This window comes from Agrobacterium sp. 5Ca50, from assembly GCF_055381905.1.
On the sequence record NZ_AP026438.1, the window covers coordinates 1,565,359 to 1,581,928 of the forward strand.

Here is a 16,570-nt window from a genome sequence, read left to right on the forward strand (position 1 = left end):
CTTTTCGCCGCTCTGTCTGACATGAAAAACAACACGGACATGGGGTGAGATTGCTGCTACCTATGCCCCGCATGTTTCCCCAAAATGAGGCCCGTGATGACAATTCGAAACATCTGCGTTTACGGTGCAGGCGCGCTGGGTGGCGCGTTTGCCGCAACCATTGCCAACACAATCGGTGATCGGGTCAAGGTTACGGTCATTGCCCGTGGGGCGCAGCTTGCTGCCATAAAAAACAGCGGCCTGACGATTGAAAAGGCCGGCGTCGAGACAGTCACGGCACGGGTTGATGCCACGGATAATCCCTTTGAACTGCCACCACAGGACCTTGTCATCACCGGCCTCAAGGGGCATCAACTGGCGGATGCCGCCAAGGGCATTGCAGCGCTGCTGCATGAGAAGACCCGCGTCATCAACATTCTGAACGGCATTCCATGGTGGTATTTCCATGGCGATGAGCACAGCCGTTTTGCAGAACGGCAACTGCCGGAACTGGACCCGCACGGGCAGTTGTGGAGCCTTGTTGGCCCGCAGCGTGTCATCGGTTGCGTGGCCTATCAGGGGGCGGAAGTCATTGAGCCAGGCACGACGCGGCTGTCGGGCAATGGCCGGTTTTTCCTCGGTGAACCATCCGGTGACATGTCTGCTGATCTGAATGATATCTCGGCCTTGCTGACATCGGCCGGTCTGAACATTTTGCCAACGGCAAGAATTCGCGATGAGATCTGGCTGAAGCTGACCAACAACGCCGCCTTTAACCCGATCAGCGCTTTGACCCGCTCGCGTATGGACGCCATCATGGCCAATCCACACACCGCAGCGCAGGTACGCAATGTCATGGGCGAAACCAAAAATGTGGGCGAAGCATTTGGCGCGACGTTTGCAAAAAGCCTTGATGAATTGGTCGACCGACCCGGCGGTTATGACCCGGTGCGCACATCGATGTTGCAGGATTGTCTGGCCGGAAAACAGCTGGAAATCATGCCGCTGACCGGCATGGTGGTGACGCTGGGCAAGCTCGCAGGTGTGCCGACGCCGACCTGCGAAACCATTCTGGCGCTGACCTTGCAGCTAGATCAGGCAAACCGCGACGGGCAGGGCTGATCGCCCCTCGTTAGAACAAGACAAGAGCGGCCATCAGCGTGACGGATGCCGCTCCTGTGCCCTGTTTCAGACACATGCAGGCGTGTTGGTCCGCTCGTCACCTTCACTGTCCTGAAGCTTTTTGCCCCAGTCCCGCATGGTGATGAGAATGGGCGCAAGCGATACGCCAAGCGGCGTCAGCTCATATTCCACCATTGGCGGCACTTCGGGAAAGACCGTGCGCTTGATCACGCCATCGGCTTCCAGCTCGCGCAATTGCAGCGTCAACATGCGCGGTGTGGCCGCTGACACAAGTCGGCATAGCGCGTTGAAGCGCAGCTTGCCCTCCAGCAGGTGAAACAGGATCACCGGTTTCCAGATGCCGCCGATAACGGACAGCGTGGCCTCGACAGCGCAGCCGGTGCGTTCCGCCCGGCGACGTGTTCTTTTCATGGGGGTACTATCATTCATGATACTACATGCTCAATTTGTACGTACTTCATGGATAGGATCTATATGCCTATGTTGAGGTCCTGAAAAGGAGATACCTCACATGCAACACTACATATTGACCGGAAACGAAACCCCACGCCTCAAGCTGACCTCGGGCGCACAACGCCAGCCTGTCAGAGGCGAGGTCGCCGTTGATCTGCGCGCTGCGTCGCTCAACTACCGTGACCTGATCGTTGCCAAAAACGCCAAGGACAATGTGCCACTGTCGGATGGCGCTGGCGTTATTTCCGCCGTGGGTGAGGGCGTTGAGGGCTGGAAGGTCGGTGACCGTGCGGTGATTGGTTTCATGACCGGTTGGGTAGATGGCCCGATCACCCCGGCCAAACAGGCAACCAGCCTTGGCGGCCAAAGCATGAATGGCGTGCTGACAGAACAGATCGTGGTGCCGGCCGACAGCATTGTGCGCATTCCCGACACCATGACGTTTGAGGAAGCATCGACGCTGCCCTGCGCTGGCGTCACCGCATTTGCCGCGCTGTTTGAACGCCGGCCAATCCAGCCGGGTGAAACGGTGCTGTTGCTTGGCACCGGTGGCGTTTCGATCTTTGCGCTGCAACTGGCCAAACAGGCCGGTGCCCGCGTCATCATCACCTCCAGCTCCGATGAAAAGCTGGCGCGTGCCCGTGCGCTGGGTGCCGACGCGGTCATCAATTACAACACCACACCGGAGTGGCAGAACGAGGTCTTGAAACTGACCGATGGCATCGGCGCAGATCTGGCGGTGGACGTGGGTGGCCCGGCGACACTGAACAAAACCCTTGCCGCCACCCGGTTTGACGGTCGCATTTCACTCATGGGTGTGCTGACTGGCTTTAACGGCCACATTGATACGGCCGTCATCCTGTCAAAACGCATCACCTTGCAGGGCATTTATGTCGGCTCGGTTGCAATGCTTTCCGCGCTGGTCAAAACCGGCATCAAGCCGCAGGTTGATCAGGTCTTCCCTTTCAGCGAGGCTGAAGCCGCCTATGACGCGCTGCGTGACGCAGGCCACTTCGGCAAGCTGGTCATCAAGATCGGCTGAATTTTTCAGGGTGCGGGGAGCAAACTCTCCGCACCTTATTCCGATGACTGTCAGGTCAGCGGCGTCATCACGGCCTTCTGGTAGGCTGGCCGTGCGCAAAGGCGCTCATACCATGCCGCCAGATTTTTAAGGTCCGGCCGCTCGATGGGCAGCGAGAACCAGGCATAGGCCATGCAGCCCAAGGGAATATCGCCAATGCCAAGATGTTCACCGGAGAGATAAGGTGTCTCGCCAAGCGCCTTGTCGGCCACCGCCAGCAGCTTTGCGCATTGCTCCTGGGCGCGTTTCAGCTCCTCCTCGTTGCGCTGTTCCGGCGTGTAGCGCACCAGGTTCCAGAACAGGTCACGAAACGGCGCGGCAAGGCTGAATGATGTCCAGTCCATCCACTTGTCAGCGGCAGCCCAGCTGGCGGCATCGCCGGCTGCAAAAGGCTCGCGGCCATATTGCCGGGCAAGATAGCGCACAATGGCGTTGGATTCCCACAGCACCAGATCTCCGTCTTCCAGGCACGGCACACGACCATTGGGGTTCATGGCCAGATACGCGGCATCGTTGACCACGCCATAGGCGCCACCGGCATTGATTTGCTCATAGGTTACGCCAATTTCCTCGGCGGCCCAAAGCACCTTGCGGACATTGGTTGAATTGATACGGCCCCAAATTTTCACGTCATCTACCTTCATTTCCAGCTGCAAAATCCCGGAGGGGATCGCACTGTTATTAGTCTGATTTGCGCGACATTCCACCATGGAAACGGCGACAAAACGCCAGATGTGTGTCGCACGACCGCGTGACAAGCAATTCTTATCCGCTTATTTTCAAGGCCACGCGGAACGTATTGGCAATAACGGAATTCAAATGTCGTTTCATCAATGGGAGCGCCCGTGAACAACGCAATTATCTATCTGATTGGCCATTATGGCGTCGGCAAATATACCATTGGCAAGGAAATCACCGCCGCAACCGGCGCAAAGCTGTTTGACAATCATCTCGCCAACAATGTGGTGTTTTCGCTGGTTGGCGTGGAGGGCGCCAAGACCATACCGGAGCGTATCTGGAACCTGATTGGCGTCATCCGTGAACAGGCTTTTCTGGCGATTGAGGAATTTACCGCACCCGATGCCAGCTTTGTGCTGACCAATTGTCTGATTGAGGGCAACCCGCGCGACAGGGCATATTTCGACCGGGCGCTGGCGTTGTCGCAAAAACGCGGCAGTGTGTTTGTGCCGGTGATACTGGCGGCCTCTGATGAGGTTCACGCAACCCGTGTTCCCTCACCAGACCGCGCCGAACGGTTTAAAATGACCGATGTCGCAGCCGCCAACAAAAAGCGCATGGAATATCGCCTGCTGGATATCGATCATCCCAACCGCATTGATCTCGATACATCCTCCATCCCGTCGCGCGAGGCGGCACAGATCATTATCGATCACACGATAAGGCGCGCAGAAAGCGGCCGTTGAAGACATCGGGCAAACATGCATTGAAAGCTTGTTTTTCCTGCCCAGACGCACTACTCGCGCAGGTTCTTGATGCATGCAATATCAGCCCCCCTTTAGAGAGCGCCTATCGGCATGCATGAAAACGGACAAAGGAATGTTGATGTCTTTCACGGTTGAAAAAACAATTCCCGCTGCGCGCATGCGCCAGTTCCATCAGATGGTTGAGCGCTGGCTTGCCGAAGGTCCGATCAAACTTGCGACAAATGCCACCATTTCAGCCATGGACAATGCCGGCCTGCCCAAGGAAGAACAGGCTGCGATCATCGAAGACCGCGACATCATCATGAAGCACAATATGCGCCTTGGTGTTATCAGCGAAGTCTTCGCGCCCGCCATCGAGAAGGTGGTGACGATGACGCGCTCCGGCACGCAAGCGCAGGATGAGATTGCGCGTTTGATTGTAACTGCCATTGGCATCCGTCAGGCCGATGACAGTGAACTGATCACCTTCACCTTTGCCACGCAAGATGAGGCGGATGCCTTCGACAAATCCGTCTGAGACATCGCAACCGCCGCACCTGTTTTAAGGCCGTTGCAGCCTTGTCTTGTCCGGTTATAGTGCCCCCGGTTGTGTGATTGCCAAGTGAGCAATGACCGGGGGGACGTGATGAAAAAGAATATCCTTATTGTCGGCGGCAGTTCAGGCGTCGGGCTGGAACTGGCCCGGCATTATGTCAGCGAAGGGCATAATGTCTGCGTCACCGGCCGCACCGAACCTGACCTGCCGGAGGCGCGCTTTTTTCCGCTGCCGATCACCGCATCAGCGCCTGATCTGGCCGATGGCATCGACCGTCTGGTTACGTCCTTCACTGGTATCAACACACTTGTTTACGCTGCCGGTTTTCTGCAGCGCGGTGCCATCGACACGCTGGATGATGACGCGCTGCTGACCATGACCAATGTCGGCCTTGTTGCGCCGATGATGCTGGCCGCACGGCTGAAACCTCTGGCACCAACGCCGCTGAAATTGATGTTGATCACCTCAAGTTCCGGCTACACACCCCGGCCACAGGAACCGGCTTACGCCGCAACCAAGGCCGGTTTGACCATGCTTGGCGCATCGCTGGTGCGCGATCCCGGCATTGGCAAGGTGCTGGTGGTCGCTCCATCAGGCATCCAGACACCGTTCTGGAAGCACACCGGCGAAGACACCAGCACCATGCTGGAACCGCGCTGGACGGCAGATCAGATCGTTGATCTCTCCGGCGGCGCCTTTAAATACAAATATGCAAAAATCCTGCGCAACCCGGCACGGGTTGAGGTGGTGGAAAAGCTCGACAATGATTTTAAATCAATGGATTGAGATAACCATCACGTGACGATTGGCATGATCTCAACCGCATCACCGGGAAAGACGGTGAGATGCGGATTGTCATGGAACAGCTGCGCCGCAGCCTCCGCGGTGTCTGCCTCCACAACAAGATAACCGCAGATGCTGTTGCTGGCCGGGGCAATACCATCACGGTCAATGCGCGTGGTTTTTCCGACCATGCCACCGGCGTCGACAATGGCGGCGGAGATTTTATCCTCCCACGGCCCCCATTGTTTAAGGCCTTCGGCATTGATCGCATCCTGCTCGGCCTGCGGCAGGTTTCGGAACGCCGCAAAGTCTTCGTGCTTCATGGTGTAGAGTGCAAGAAACCGGGGCATCATCGCCTCCCTGATGTCAGACGTCGCCAACCTACATCCGGTGCGCGCAAAAGTATCTGGCAAATTGCATGGAGGCCGGGGCAGGGAGTTTAACTCCGCGCCAGAACCGCTCAGATCTTGCCGCCCATCCACAGGATGGTCATCACAAAACCGCCAATTGCCATGGTCGATGAAACAATCGTCGCCACGACAAGAAAGACGAGCCTGAGCGGCGGAATGTGGCGCGAGACTTCCAACTGGTAATTGCTGCGGATCGTCTCGGGATTGTCGCAGGAAACGGTGATGTCACCGGGCGCGGCACACTCGAAGGAACCGAGCGGCATGGCCTGTTTGCCGCTCATATCAGTGCGTTTGACCTGAAAAAGCCCCCGTCGATAGGACCGGTAGTTGATCGCCTTTCCTTCAGGCGAGCTCGCCAGAGTAAACTTGGCCGAGAAATGCGACGTGCCGGCAAAAAAGGTCAAAGGCGGTATCAAGACATTGATCACGTAACGCCCTTGTTTCGGTATGGTCAATTTGAATGGCTCGGCACGGGCCGCAAACCGAACCCGGAAGCGTGGAAAGATAATCCGGCCGAGCATGATGATGCACCGCACCAGCAGATAGATGCCAAGAAGCATGGCCGCAGGGGCAAAAAGATAAGCAGACACGGCTGGCAAGGTGATGTTCAATCTCAGACGACAACAATGCCCCATCGTAGAGGATTGCCAATATCAAATGCAATCTCCGCTGCCCGTTCTGCGCAACAACTAGTGCGGAACGGTATGGTCACCGGGCGGTGATACATCATGGCTTTCGCCATTCAAACAGAATATCGGGCATTCGTTCTTCATTGCCGGAGCCATCTGTTTGTTTAATCTGCATAAAGCCGTGCTGCCGATAAAAGCTGATCGCCCGCGTATTTTTCTGAAACGTCCATAATTGCAGATGTGGATGGGCTTCCTTTGCTATGGTCAGAAGCGTGGAGCCCAGCTTTTTGCCGACATGCGCGGGCAGGCAATAGAGGTGTTCTACCCATCCGTCTTTAAAGGCGCAAAATCCGACGATTTCATTCTCAACCTCAGCAAGCCAGACATCATTGTGCTTGAGAACAACAGCCCGGAAAAACGCCTTGTCCTCCTCTAGGGTATGCAGGTCTGGTAGATAAGGTAAAAAGTGTTTTCGTGAACGCCGAGCAACCTCTGCAACGGCGTCTGCATCGGCAAGACGTGCCTTGCGCAGGTGGAAATCTTCATTCTCTATTGTCAGCATCCCGCTCTGTCTGTGTTGGATTGCCACTGTGAACGTGTCACCGCACGGCGTGAATTTGCCATTCAGGACATCTGCCGGACAATCGTAGCCTTGTCTGCGGTTCGATTGCAACGAGCGCTATTGGCGGTTGGCAAAAATCTGCTCATAATTGCATGGCACCGGTTGCGACATTGTCTGAGGGGGCGTTGATGAACCATGTCTGGATTGCCGCGATCATTTTCGGGTGTTTGTCGACAGCATCCATTGGCGCGATGTTGCTGTCTCCAAAAATGCACCTGCGGCATCGCGATGATGAAACCAGCGCGGTGGTGCGGCTCATCGCCAACATCTTCGTGGTTATGTCATCGCTCGTGTTCGGCCTGATGATCAACTCGGCCAAAAACACCAGAGCATTGACGATAACCTGCATGCCTTTTCCACCAACGTCATTCTTCTCGATAGATCACTAAGAACCTACGGGCTGGCGGGCAAGGAAACGCGAGACAGGATCCGCGACTATCTACAACACGCGATCAACAACCCAGCCAGGGCCGACATGGCCATGCCTGATAATGCCGGCCGTGCGCTTGACGCGGTTGGAGACGCGCTGCTTTCCATTGAACCCAAGGATCAATTCCATCAAACCCTGCTGCTGGACATCCGCCAGCAATATCGCCGGGTGGTTGAACAGCGTTGGGGCATCGTTGAAAATGCCGAGGGCGCCATTCCACGCCCGCTGATTGCGCTGGTCGCGGCATGGCTCACCCTTATCTTTGCCAGTTTCGGGTACCGGGCACCCGCCAATACGGTGGTAGTCACGTCATTCATCGTGGGCGCCGGCCTCATCGCCACCGCATTTCATCTGGTGCTGGATATGGATATTCCATTCCAGGGCGTCATCCAGATTTCGGATACACCGCTGCGCCGCGCCCTTGCGGAAGTGGGCAGTTGAGGCAAGGCAATTGTTGCGCAATTTCTGAATCCGAAACTGTTGTCTTACTTCATGTTTTCGGGTCGTGCGAGTGACAGAAGGTGGTACAAATTTCGCATGTCGGATTCTCCAGTTACAACATTGAGAACATCGCGCCTCGGGGCCGCCTCTACATGCGAGGCTTGTGGTGCAAATTCGTTGCTGTCGTTCAACTGGCACCATGCCATTGCGCGGGGGACAGCAGATGGGCTGAACCAGGTCGCGACGTTCAGGGAATGGCAGACATTACGGCGTGGACAACTCTTTCGCTGTGGCGTGTGCGACGAGGTCTGGTACCTGGATGCAGGTCCAGGCAATCTGACGCATGTGCAGGCCGAGCGGCTGCCACTTGTGCTGGCATGGAATGAGAATGCCATCACGCTGTCGGCTGCAAAAGTGGCGATAGTGGACAGCATCGGGCCCACTCCACCAGATGTGTATGGCAACGGCCGCGAAAGACGCGTCACACCCTGTCAGGTCACAACGCATTCCGGCGAGCGTTTTGACAAAGCCTTCATCTGTGTTCAGGCCGATGCGCCTGTGGCCAGCCACATTAATTTTCGTCTTGGCAGCGAGATTGCCGACGTGAAAGAAAGTTCTTTTGCGCTGCCGCGCGCGGTTCGCGAGGCCAGTAGCCGTGCGTGCGAAATACGCATGGGCTATTCACCAACACTTATCGAAATGCCCGACGGTGCCAAATTCATCATGAACGGCATAACCAGCTTCATGGCAGTAACTGGATACGAAGCCTCGCAAGCGCGCCTTGCAAGCGGCGGTGATATGTCGCTCGAAGCTGCGCCTCGGTTCGTGGAAACCCCTGATGATGTCGTCTATTTCATCATGGATGGCGATCCGAACTGGAGCACAGACATGTATTCTGACGGGCCAGTCACATCACAGCCACCCAAAACGGTCCCATCAGTCAGAAAGACGTGGTGGCAAAGGATAACAGGCTGCTTTGTGTGATACACCGCTGCGCCGCGCCCTTGCGGAAGTGGGCAGTTGAGGCAGAGCAGTTGCCAGGCATTGTTGACAAATGACCCGCCTTCAACAGACATTTTGGGTGAACGAGGATTGAGGCAAGCGGCCGGATGTTGCATTCCGTCTGACCAAACCAGCACGCAACGTTAATTGTTGTGGACATATAAGGTGACAGGAATGCCGGTTTTCTGGGGAAAATTGCGTCGCAGAGGCATCTCACTCACGCATTGAAATGTTTTGTAACCCAATATGAGTTTCCAATTCGCGCGAATTTGGGCATCACGTCACCAAGAAATGCAATCTGACGCCAAGACTCGAATCAAGAATGTTAGAAAAAATGAAAAATTCGTCCTCTCCCAGCCAGCTTCCTCACAACAAGCTCTTTAAAAGCGGCGACGTCTTCGTTCTTTTCGGAGAACTTTTTGGACGTGGTTACGCCACGGGATTGATTGATGAAGCCCGCAAGGCCGGCATGAAAATCGTTGGCATCACCGTTGGACGCCGCAACGAAGACAATTCGCTGCGCCCGCTGGATGCCGAAGAACTGGCCGCTGCCGAAGAAAGACTGGGCGGCAAGATTATCAACATTCCGCTGATGGCAGGTTTTGATCTCGATGCGCCCGAAGGTGGCAAGACCCCGACAGACCTTCTGTCCGGCATGACCATTGGCAGCTGGGAACAGGACAAGCTGGACTGGGATTATGTCAAGCAGTGTCATGAGGTTGGTACCAAGCGCTTCACCGATGCGCTGGAAAAGGTCATGGCCGAGCTGGATGGCATGATCGGGCAGGGGCAGAACGTGTTTTTTGCCCACACCATGGCCGGTGGCATTCCCAAGGCCAAGGTGTTCCTGGTTCTTGCCAACCGTATCTACAAGGGCACCGGTGCCCGCCACATGTCGTCGCAGGCGCTGCTTGAAAGCGATCTCGGCAAGCTGATCCTGAAGAACTTCGATGCCGTGTCGGCCGATACATTTGGCCACCTGATCGAGTTCAGCGCCGCCATTCGCCAGCGCGTTGAAGCTGCAGGCAACCAGGTTCGTTACACGGCCTATGGTTACCACGGCGCTGAAATCCTGATCGATGGTCAGTACCGCTGGCAGACCTACACCAACTATACGCAGGGCTACGCCAAGATGCGGCTTGAAGGCATTGCCGAAAAGGCATGGGACAATGGCATCAAGGCCACTGTCTATAACTGCCCGGAAATCCGCACCAATTCCTCTGACGTGTTCACCGGTATCGAACTGCCGTTGATCCCGCTGCTGTCTGCCTTGAAAAAAGAAGGCGGCGCAGAATGGGCAGACGAACAGTGGAACACCTGCCAGGCGCTATTGGTGGACAATGTCACGCTGGATGACGTGATGGACAAGATCCACACCATGCAGGCCAGCGATGTGATGACGCCGTTCTACAATTTCTCGGCTTGGCCAATGCCAAACAGCCAGGCGCAGGCGGATCTGACCATCAGCACCTCGCATGACATTTCGCAGATGCACCGCGATGGCAAGGCGCTGATCAGCGACCATCTCAGCACGCTGGTGGTGGAAGCAACCGGACAGTTGATTTTCCGCTCGTCCACCGCACCAACCGGTCCGGTGCAGTGGCTGAACCACGATATCGTGGCCAAGCAGCTGAACGCGACACATGCGCGCGCTGAAAGCACGGCTGCACTGCGCCAGTCTGCTTGATAGAGCCTTCGGCTTGATCAGCCTTTATTGTCAGTAGATTTGCTGGCAGTTTTCTAAAACCCCTGATGACCGCCGTAAACTGGCCGTCACAGGGGTTTTCTTTTGCGTGCTCACGCCACCCTAAACGGTGGTGGGCATATCAGGACCGCCGACCGCTGCATCCGGCGCGCCAAGCGGCTCAGCCGCCGCTAGCTAGACGGCGCGGGCGTCGTTTTTCTTCTTCTGGTTTTGGTCATCGTGCCAGTTGATGGGGTGGTACAGGCCAATGCCGACCATTCATCTCAATATTTCCAGGCTGTCACTTGCTGCATGACGGGGTGTCGGCGACAAAAAACACGTCGCAGACAACAAACCCGTCGCAGATGATCACACGCGGCAAAGACCGAGGTCTCAGCTCTCGCGCGCCTTCAGGCGGCGCCGGTCACGCTCAACGGTTTCCGCACCCATTTCGGTCAGGCGGAATTGTCGTTTCTGAAATTCCCCGCGAATTTCCACATAACCCTGCTCTTGCGCCTCATAAAGCGTCTTGAGGCTCGAAACTTTTGGGGGTGCCTGCCAACCCGTGCCAACTGCACTGTGCAGCAATACCATGATCTTCATCATGTCAGCTCTCCATTGTCGCGGCAGATCAGTCACCCGATCATCCGTTTTCTTGCATTTAAAGCTGCTGGTATCTGCTAGGCATCCGACTGGTCAAGCTTTATGAATACACGCAAGGTAAACGCTTGCGAGGTTCAATGGCTGTTCTGACAGATATCCTGATTGCCCCAACACAAGATGCGCCGGCAATTATTGCCAACTGGCCCGGCGCCAAAAACTGGCCGGGCTTGCAAACCACAGGGCTAGACGCGCTGGTGCTGTCAGACCTTGCCGAAGCGCTCGGCCAATCGGCGCTGGCAATTGCCATTGAAGAGCTTGATCCGCATTCCTTTAAGGACGAAGCAAACGGCCCATGGCTTTACGTGCTGCCCAACGACCTGCGCGACCACCTCGCCAACCTCAAAGCAGATGACCTCGGCCCCATCGCCAGAACCTGGTCTCAGCAGGAAGAGGCAATCGCCCGCGGCATGACGGAAGATGACGCAGCACGCCTGCTGTTGCAAATCCAGTCCCTTGCCACCACCGCCCGCGACCACCAGAAGCCAATGCTGCTTTGGGTTTCGTTGTAGGAACGTTGCGTCTTCCTAAGGCACGTATAAATATCGGTAATCGGTCCAGTAGGATGAGCCGTTAGAGGCAAGTTCGGATCAGTGCGACTATGCGAGTACAGGAATATTTATTCGCCAACTTTCGGTGTCGTGGGCTACATGTAGAAACTATAATTAACCTGTGGCTTCTCTGTAGGGCCAACATATTTCATTATATCGCCAATCTTTTTAGCGCATTCAAGGGTGATGGGAAGCCGACCATCCATCTGAGTATTATTCCAGTTCATCTTCGTCAGACCAAGGATTTCCTCGCAAAGTTTTTCCAATGATGAGTCTTGCTCATACGCAGTTATCCTGAGTGGGGCAGGGACGTACATCCCGGGATACGTTTTGTAGAAATCGACCATCCCTCGCGTGTATAGAATACCCTCGTCTTCCGAAAGTTCGAGAAGCGTGCCCCGTTTTGGCGGGTAATCGTTGTCACCAAATAGGCGTATATCGGTGTCGGTTATCGAGACGAAGTCTTTGCTTCGGATACCCTTCTCCTCAAGCGCGCGCAGGAATCCCTCCCTCTCGCTCTCCCGGAAATGACTGGATTTATGGATCACGATGCGGGCAGGCATGTGCGCAAGCGCCTTGTCGTATTCTTCCAGTGCGTCGTTTAGAAGGCTATAGGCCTGTTCCGCTGTAAGGTAAGGATGACGGTTTTGCTTGTCGATGGATACCGGAGTACCGCGGAGAATGATTCCGTGACCAAATTCATCGAAGACTTGGGCAAGACTGGATGAAACGGTTTCGCCATCCCTACTTTTATAGAACCCAATACCGATGTAGCAGGAACGAAGCTTCGCCGTGTCTTCAACAAGGCGCCAAGGGATGGTCCGGTTGCCTTTGTAATATAAAGCGGTACAGAAATTCCAAGCCTTGGTGGCGGCATCCTGCTGGTCTCCCACCTGCTTGATGACTAGCATGGTTTTTTCACGGATCAACTGCAGAGGCGTGCCAAGGTGCATGCACTTCGCTTTCAGGATCCGTCTGAAGTTATGTTCTAGATGGTTTGATTCTTCGTCGTCATCGTTATCCCCGCTGGTCGTGATAGAGTCGAACATTTCGTTCGGCATGACGCATACAATCACGTCAACGGACCTGTTTTCAGCTAGGAACCGAATCTGCTCATAGTAGAGTTCAACGGCTTTTTCGACCCGGTCGTTGCGGGCTGGCAGGTTTATCACCTTGGTAATGTCGGACTTTTTGAGAGTGCGAGTATACTGGGGCGAGTTGATGAAACGCGTTAAAAATCCGTAGTCCTGAGTAACCCCGCCGAAGCCGCGGAAAAGGTTCAGAAGATTGGAACCTTGCTTTCGGTCAACTCCATCGCGGCAGTGTTCCAACCACACGTCGAGGAGGTCTACACCCTCACCGCGGCCCACAACGCCAATGCGAAGTTCCGTTCGGCGGAGTTCGTCTCGCTGATCGTAAACCCCCATGTGTTCGATGCCGGTCCGAGGGCAGACATGCGTCCCCGTTCCAAACTCCAGTAATGGCTCGTTAAGAGTGGTAAGTTTCACGCTGTAGCTCCTCTTCGGATAACGCCGCCTCTTCCTGATCGTCTACAGGCTCGCCTTGAAGTGGGTCGTCAATTCCGAATTCCAGAAGAGATTCGAAGCGCAACGCGACATCGTCCTCCGCTTCCATTTCAGCAAGGAAATATGCCAAGAAGCGCACTTGATTGCGGACGCTGGCGTTGTGCTCCAACCGCTTCTGCTTTGAAAGCAAATCGTCATGCCAGTTTGAGCGCTTGACGCCGTTGTAGGAATAAAACCAACTCGGTACGATCTGGGCAAACCAATCATCGCTGATGTTTGAAAAAGACAACTCAAAAGACTGGTGCTTATGAAACGCAACTTTCGTTGGGTCCTTGGTCTGATATTTGAGTTCGTAAACACGACGAACCGCGGTTTTTTTGCCCACCCACGTTTCTTTACGTTCCACCTGCCCCTCCTCGGAGGGGACGAAATAGAAGAAGTTATCTTTGTGCATTCGGACGCTCGAGGACTTCAATCTCTCTCGAGTTTCGGCGGATAACATTTGCTTGAGAACGTTTATGTTATCGATTTCACTCGAGTTGGCAAAATCAGCAATGTCAAGCTTGTCGATTGTGCCACGGTCGATCACCGACGCGACACCGCTTTGCTCCATGTCGTGGAAAGCGAACAGACGATTATTGTGATATGCCCACGCATCTGTTTGGACACCCTGCAGGAGAAGTGCCATCTTTATGATGGACCTGCGACCTTTCGCTTTGCCTTGATAGGATAACTCCACCTTGGCGCGCTCTATCACCGCTCTGTCGTCGATAGAAAGTTCGCCTACCCATACGGACGCAGGGAGTCGGATCTTTTGTAGGTTGCTGGTGATCGCCAGCGGGGCAGCCACACTGGATGCGCTGTAGCTTACAAAGGCATCAACTTCGCCAAGTATGTGTCTGAATTCCTGGAGGACTCGCTCTTGTGCGGCGAGCCGTAGAGTCGATACGGCTCCGACGAGATCGGTGAGGTCGATGATGTGTTTTTTGCAGTCGAAAAAAAACTTGTCGGCGAGAAGCGTGTTCACAGACGCCTGGCTGTAAGACGACTGCTTTCTGGTCAACATCAAGATGTACAATTCGTCGAAGGTATTGAAGTAGGATCTCTCCATAAACTGACCGACAGTGAATTTCACCTTATCCAAGCTCGTCGTGGAGGTCACCTGAAACGATACGCGGTCATGGTCGTCACCCAAATCGATGCCCGGATAGTTTTTCTGTTTGCGATTGAGGTTTATAAGACGGGGAAGGTTGTAGACTGACCTAAGAATGGGGATAAATGCATCTTCTAATGCTAGATTGATGTCCGTTCGGCCTTGCGAAGTGGCAAGCTCCACCTGCAATATGATGCGGCTGACCACATCTCGGAGCTCGTTCTCGACCTCCAGTTGAAGCATTCCCATCGTTCTCTCCAATGCCAATCTTGTCAAAGGTAAGAACACATCAGGAACATTGCAAGTGTGTCTACTCGTGATGCTTGTGGATTTCCCCGAAATTTGTGTATGGAAAGTAAGTTTTCGAATCCTTTCGCGAGACGAAGGTGGAAATAGTGAAAGCATCGAAACATGCAGGAAGGAAACGGCTACCATGACCGAACGTACACTGCGACGTTACACGAACATGGCTTCCACACTACACATCCTTCACAACCGCTGCCTGACACTGCTTAGTCCTGAAACCTGGGATGATCGCAACGACATTTTCTTTATGTCCGAATACAAACGTCTTAAATGCGTCAAGACTGTCCTCGCCATCTGTCTTGCTGATAGGGAGGAGACATATCACCATTGGCAGGTGTTCTCGCGAGGATCGGACGGGATATGCATTGAGTTCTACCGGGAAAAATTGTTGGCTGCATTCGATGCCGCTGACGGTGTCAAGCATCGTCACGTGAATTACGAGCCACTAAGTGGTGTAAACAAGATGCACGATGCTGACCTTCTGGAAAAGCTACCGTTTACGAAGCGCTGGCCTTATGGCGACGAAACGGAATATCGGGCAGTTCACGTAGATGACCACATCGAAAAGCTTACTTTCTCAGTGCCGATCAAAATTGCCGCAATCAAACGAATAACACTTAGCCCTTGGCTCGCGCCGACATTGGTCGACGCAGTTAAAATGACCCTAAAGTCTATTCCCGGATGCGAAAATCTGAAAATCTACCGATCGACGCTGACAGATAATAAACGATGGCAGGAGTTGACGAAGCGTGCCACACCTCCGCCTGCAACCCTGTAAAACCGACTGAGAGCATTGAACGCATGCTCTGATAGTGACAACTCCCGTAGTGTGCTGTTTGTCTTTTCGTCCAGCAACATCGCAGGAAAGTGAGTTTGAGCAGAGATCGACGAAGCATACCCCTAGGTTCGCACGTCCGGTCCGAGCCACCCTCCAACTGAACGAACGGCGCGCGGTTTAACCGCCTCTAATGCCATCACCACCGCCCATCATCAACCCGCAGCAATTCGGCAGGCCGTGGCCATTTTGGCGGTTTGCCATCAACCAATTGGACCACAGTTCACGCGGCTAAATCAGGCGCATCGCAACCGGCAGACCAACCTTATTCCGACGCGCACCACCGGTACTGCTCGTTGAAATCAAGACTTTCATTTTCGCGTTTCAACAGGAATTCCTGTCTGTTTCGAATATCCATTGTGGTCTTGTATTCCGTAACGGTCGTCGGAAGGATGCTCCACGCGCGGTGGTAATAGGAGCAGCTTTCGTTGAACTGATAGATATTTCCGGAACTGGTCACGTTGCTGAAGGTGCACGTGGTCTTGTTGCTCTTGGCGCTCGCCCCATCATAGATGAACAGCATGGTGCCTTTCGGGTCGTCGCAGGCATGGCTTGACTGCACATACCGTCCCTTGTCGATTGGCAGAAGGTCTTGCGCAAAAAGCGGGGTGGAAAAGGCGCCGACGAATAAGGGCAGGGCGAGGGGCGATACCAGGTTCTTGAAATGCATTCTTTCAGTCTTTTATGGGAATTGGGATCAACTGTTGCGTCGATGTGTGACCTTGTGCAGGTCGGTGGCTGAACCCTGTTGATTTCCGGCTCCTTGTTGCCCTTTCACGAGGGCGAGTGAAATCAAAGGCTTGAGCTAGCCCGATTACGAAAATTTGCCAGATATATCAATGTTTGAATCCACAATCACACCAGCTTGTGAGCAGTCTGGTGGGCTTGCCGCCTCCAAAGGC

At 54.5% G+C, this 16,570-nt stretch carries 20 protein-coding genes; 11 read left to right on the top strand and 9 right to left on the bottom strand.

Annotation, left to right across the window (positions count from 1 at the left end; translation table 11 throughout):
- Positions 1 to 96: 96 nt before the first annotated feature.
- Complete coding sequence (locus tag ACZ5FM_RS07615) at positions 97 to 1,101, top strand: ketopantoate reductase family protein (protein WP_464040228.1); 1,005 nt, start codon at positions 97 to 99, stop codon at positions 1,099 to 1,101.
- A 66-nt stretch (positions 1,102 to 1,167) separates the two neighbouring features.
- Here ACZ5FM_RS07615 and ACZ5FM_RS07620 read toward each other — a convergent pair whose 3' ends face one another.
- Positions 1,168 to 1,533 (bottom strand): winged helix-turn-helix transcriptional regulator, encoded by a 366-nt coding sequence (locus tag ACZ5FM_RS07620; RefSeq protein ID WP_464040229.1) that lies wholly within the window; start codon positions 1,531 to 1,533, stop codon positions 1,168 to 1,170.
- A gap of 100 nt (positions 1,534 to 1,633) precedes the next feature.
- Between ACZ5FM_RS07620 and ACZ5FM_RS07625 the strand changes: the two genes are divergently transcribed.
- Positions 1,634 to 2,617, top strand: coding sequence for a zinc-dependent alcohol dehydrogenase family protein (locus ACZ5FM_RS07625; protein WP_464040230.1), 984 nt, complete (start codon positions 1,634 to 1,636; stop codon positions 2,615 to 2,617).
- A gap of 50 nt (positions 2,618 to 2,667) precedes the next feature.
- On the opposite strand, the gene ACZ5FM_RS07630 is transcribed toward ACZ5FM_RS07625, so the two are convergent.
- Positions 2,668 to 3,300 carry a glutathione S-transferase family protein gene (locus ACZ5FM_RS07630; protein WP_464040231.1) on the bottom strand — a complete coding sequence of 211 codons (633 nt, stop codon included), beginning with the start codon at positions 3,298 to 3,300 and terminating at the stop codon, positions 2,668 to 2,670.
- A 201-nt stretch (positions 3,301 to 3,501) separates the two neighbouring features.
- On the opposite strand from ACZ5FM_RS07630, the gene ACZ5FM_RS07635 reads away from it, so the two are divergent.
- The 3 genes from ACZ5FM_RS07635 (at position 3,502) to ACZ5FM_RS07645 (ending at position 5,422) form a co-directional block, all read left to right on the top strand.
- Complete coding sequence (locus tag ACZ5FM_RS07635) at positions 3,502 to 4,080, top strand: hypothetical protein (RefSeq protein WP_250985370.1); 579 nt, start codon at positions 3,502 to 3,504, stop codon at positions 4,078 to 4,080.
- 139 nt (positions 4,081 to 4,219) lie between these two features.
- Positions 4,220 to 4,618 carry a hypothetical protein gene (locus tag ACZ5FM_RS07640; RefSeq protein ID WP_192491175.1) on the top strand — a complete coding sequence of 133 codons (399 nt, stop codon included), beginning with the start codon at positions 4,220 to 4,222 and terminating at the stop codon, positions 4,616 to 4,618.
- 108 nt (positions 4,619 to 4,726) lie between these two features.
- Positions 4,727 to 5,422, top strand: a complete 696-nt coding sequence (locus ACZ5FM_RS07645; RefSeq protein ID WP_464040232.1) for an SDR family NAD(P)-dependent oxidoreductase — start codon at positions 4,727 to 4,729, stop codon at positions 5,420 to 5,422.
- 8 nt (positions 5,423 to 5,430) lie between these two features.
- On the opposite strand, the gene ACZ5FM_RS07650 is transcribed toward ACZ5FM_RS07645, so the two are convergent.
- From ACZ5FM_RS07650 to ACZ5FM_RS07660, 3 genes are all read right to left on the bottom strand, one after another.
- The gene (locus ACZ5FM_RS07650; RefSeq protein WP_464040233.1) at positions 5,431 to 5,769 is read right to left on the bottom strand and encodes a hypothetical protein; all 339 of its coding nucleotides are present in this window, start codon (positions 5,767 to 5,769) and stop codon (positions 5,431 to 5,433) included.
- 110 nt (positions 5,770 to 5,879) lie between these two features.
- Positions 5,880 to 6,428, bottom strand: coding sequence for a hypothetical protein (locus ACZ5FM_RS07655; protein WP_464040234.1), 549 nt, complete (start codon positions 6,426 to 6,428; stop codon positions 5,880 to 5,882).
- A 127-nt stretch (positions 6,429 to 6,555) separates the two neighbouring features.
- Positions 6,556 to 7,047: an N-acetyltransferase family protein gene (locus tag ACZ5FM_RS07660; protein ID WP_464040235.1), complete on the bottom strand. Its 492-nt coding sequence runs from the start codon at positions 7,045 to 7,047 to the stop codon at positions 6,556 to 6,558.
- 161 nt (positions 7,048 to 7,208) lie between these two features.
- On the opposite strand from ACZ5FM_RS07660, the gene ACZ5FM_RS07665 reads away from it, so the two are divergent.
- From ACZ5FM_RS07665 to ACZ5FM_RS07680, 4 genes are all read left to right on the top strand, one after another.
- On the top strand, positions 7,209 to 7,469 hold the full coding sequence (locus ACZ5FM_RS07665) for a hypothetical protein (protein WP_464040236.1): 261 nt from the start codon (positions 7,209 to 7,211) through the stop codon (positions 7,467 to 7,469).
- Positions 7,448 to 7,951, top strand: coding sequence for a bestrophin-like domain (locus ACZ5FM_RS07670; RefSeq protein WP_464040438.1), 504 nt, complete (start codon positions 7,448 to 7,450; stop codon positions 7,949 to 7,951). Before ACZ5FM_RS07665 ends, ACZ5FM_RS07670 begins: the two co-directional genes overlap by 22 nt.
- A gap of 177 nt (positions 7,952 to 8,128) precedes the next feature.
- Positions 8,129 to 8,935 (top strand): hypothetical protein, encoded by an 807-nt coding sequence (locus tag ACZ5FM_RS07675; RefSeq protein WP_464040237.1) that lies wholly within the window; start codon positions 8,129 to 8,131, stop codon positions 8,933 to 8,935.
- A 352-nt stretch (positions 8,936 to 9,287) separates the two neighbouring features.
- Positions 9,288 to 10,640, top strand: a complete 1,353-nt coding sequence (locus ACZ5FM_RS07680) for an enoyl ACP reductase FabMG family protein (protein ID WP_464040238.1) — start codon at positions 9,288 to 9,290, stop codon at positions 10,638 to 10,640.
- Between the two features lie 390 nt (positions 10,641 to 11,030).
- On the opposite strand, the gene ACZ5FM_RS07685 is transcribed toward ACZ5FM_RS07680, so the two are convergent.
- On the bottom strand, positions 11,031 to 11,231 hold the full coding sequence (locus ACZ5FM_RS07685; RefSeq protein ID WP_464040439.1) for a hypothetical protein: 201 nt from the start codon (positions 11,229 to 11,231) through the stop codon (positions 11,031 to 11,033).
- A gap of 146 nt (positions 11,232 to 11,377) precedes the next feature.
- Between ACZ5FM_RS07685 and ACZ5FM_RS07690 the strand changes: the two genes are divergently transcribed.
- A complete protein-coding gene (locus ACZ5FM_RS07690; RefSeq protein WP_464040239.1) occupies positions 11,378 to 11,809 on the top strand; it encodes a hypothetical protein in 432 nt (143 codons plus the stop codon).
- 134 nt (positions 11,810 to 11,943) lie between these two features.
- Here the strand turns inward: ACZ5FM_RS07690 and ACZ5FM_RS07695 are convergent, their stop codons facing one another.
- Together ACZ5FM_RS07695 and ACZ5FM_RS07700 are read right to left on the bottom strand one after the other, a co-directional pair.
- Positions 11,944 to 13,356, bottom strand: coding sequence for an argonaute/piwi family protein (locus ACZ5FM_RS07695; RefSeq protein WP_464040240.1), 1,413 nt, complete (start codon positions 13,354 to 13,356; stop codon positions 11,944 to 11,946).
- Positions 13,337 to 14,776 carry an SMEK domain-containing protein gene (locus tag ACZ5FM_RS07700; RefSeq protein WP_464040241.1) on the bottom strand — a complete coding sequence of 480 codons (1,440 nt, stop codon included), beginning with the start codon at positions 14,774 to 14,776 and terminating at the stop codon, positions 13,337 to 13,339. The genes ACZ5FM_RS07695 and ACZ5FM_RS07700 overlap by 20 nt, the downstream gene beginning before the upstream one ends.
- 184 nt (positions 14,777 to 14,960) lie before the next feature.
- Between ACZ5FM_RS07700 and ACZ5FM_RS07705 the strand changes: the two genes are divergently transcribed.
- Positions 14,961 to 15,611, top strand: coding sequence for a hypothetical protein (locus ACZ5FM_RS07705; RefSeq protein WP_464040242.1), 651 nt, complete (start codon positions 14,961 to 14,963; stop codon positions 15,609 to 15,611).
- Between the two features lie 322 nt (positions 15,612 to 15,933).
- Here ACZ5FM_RS07705 and ACZ5FM_RS07710 read toward each other — a convergent pair whose 3' ends face one another.
- Entirely contained in the window at positions 15,934 to 16,338 is a 405-nt protein-coding gene (locus ACZ5FM_RS07710; protein ID WP_259146294.1) for a hypothetical protein, read from the bottom strand.
- Positions 16,339 to 16,570: the final 232 nt, after the last annotated feature.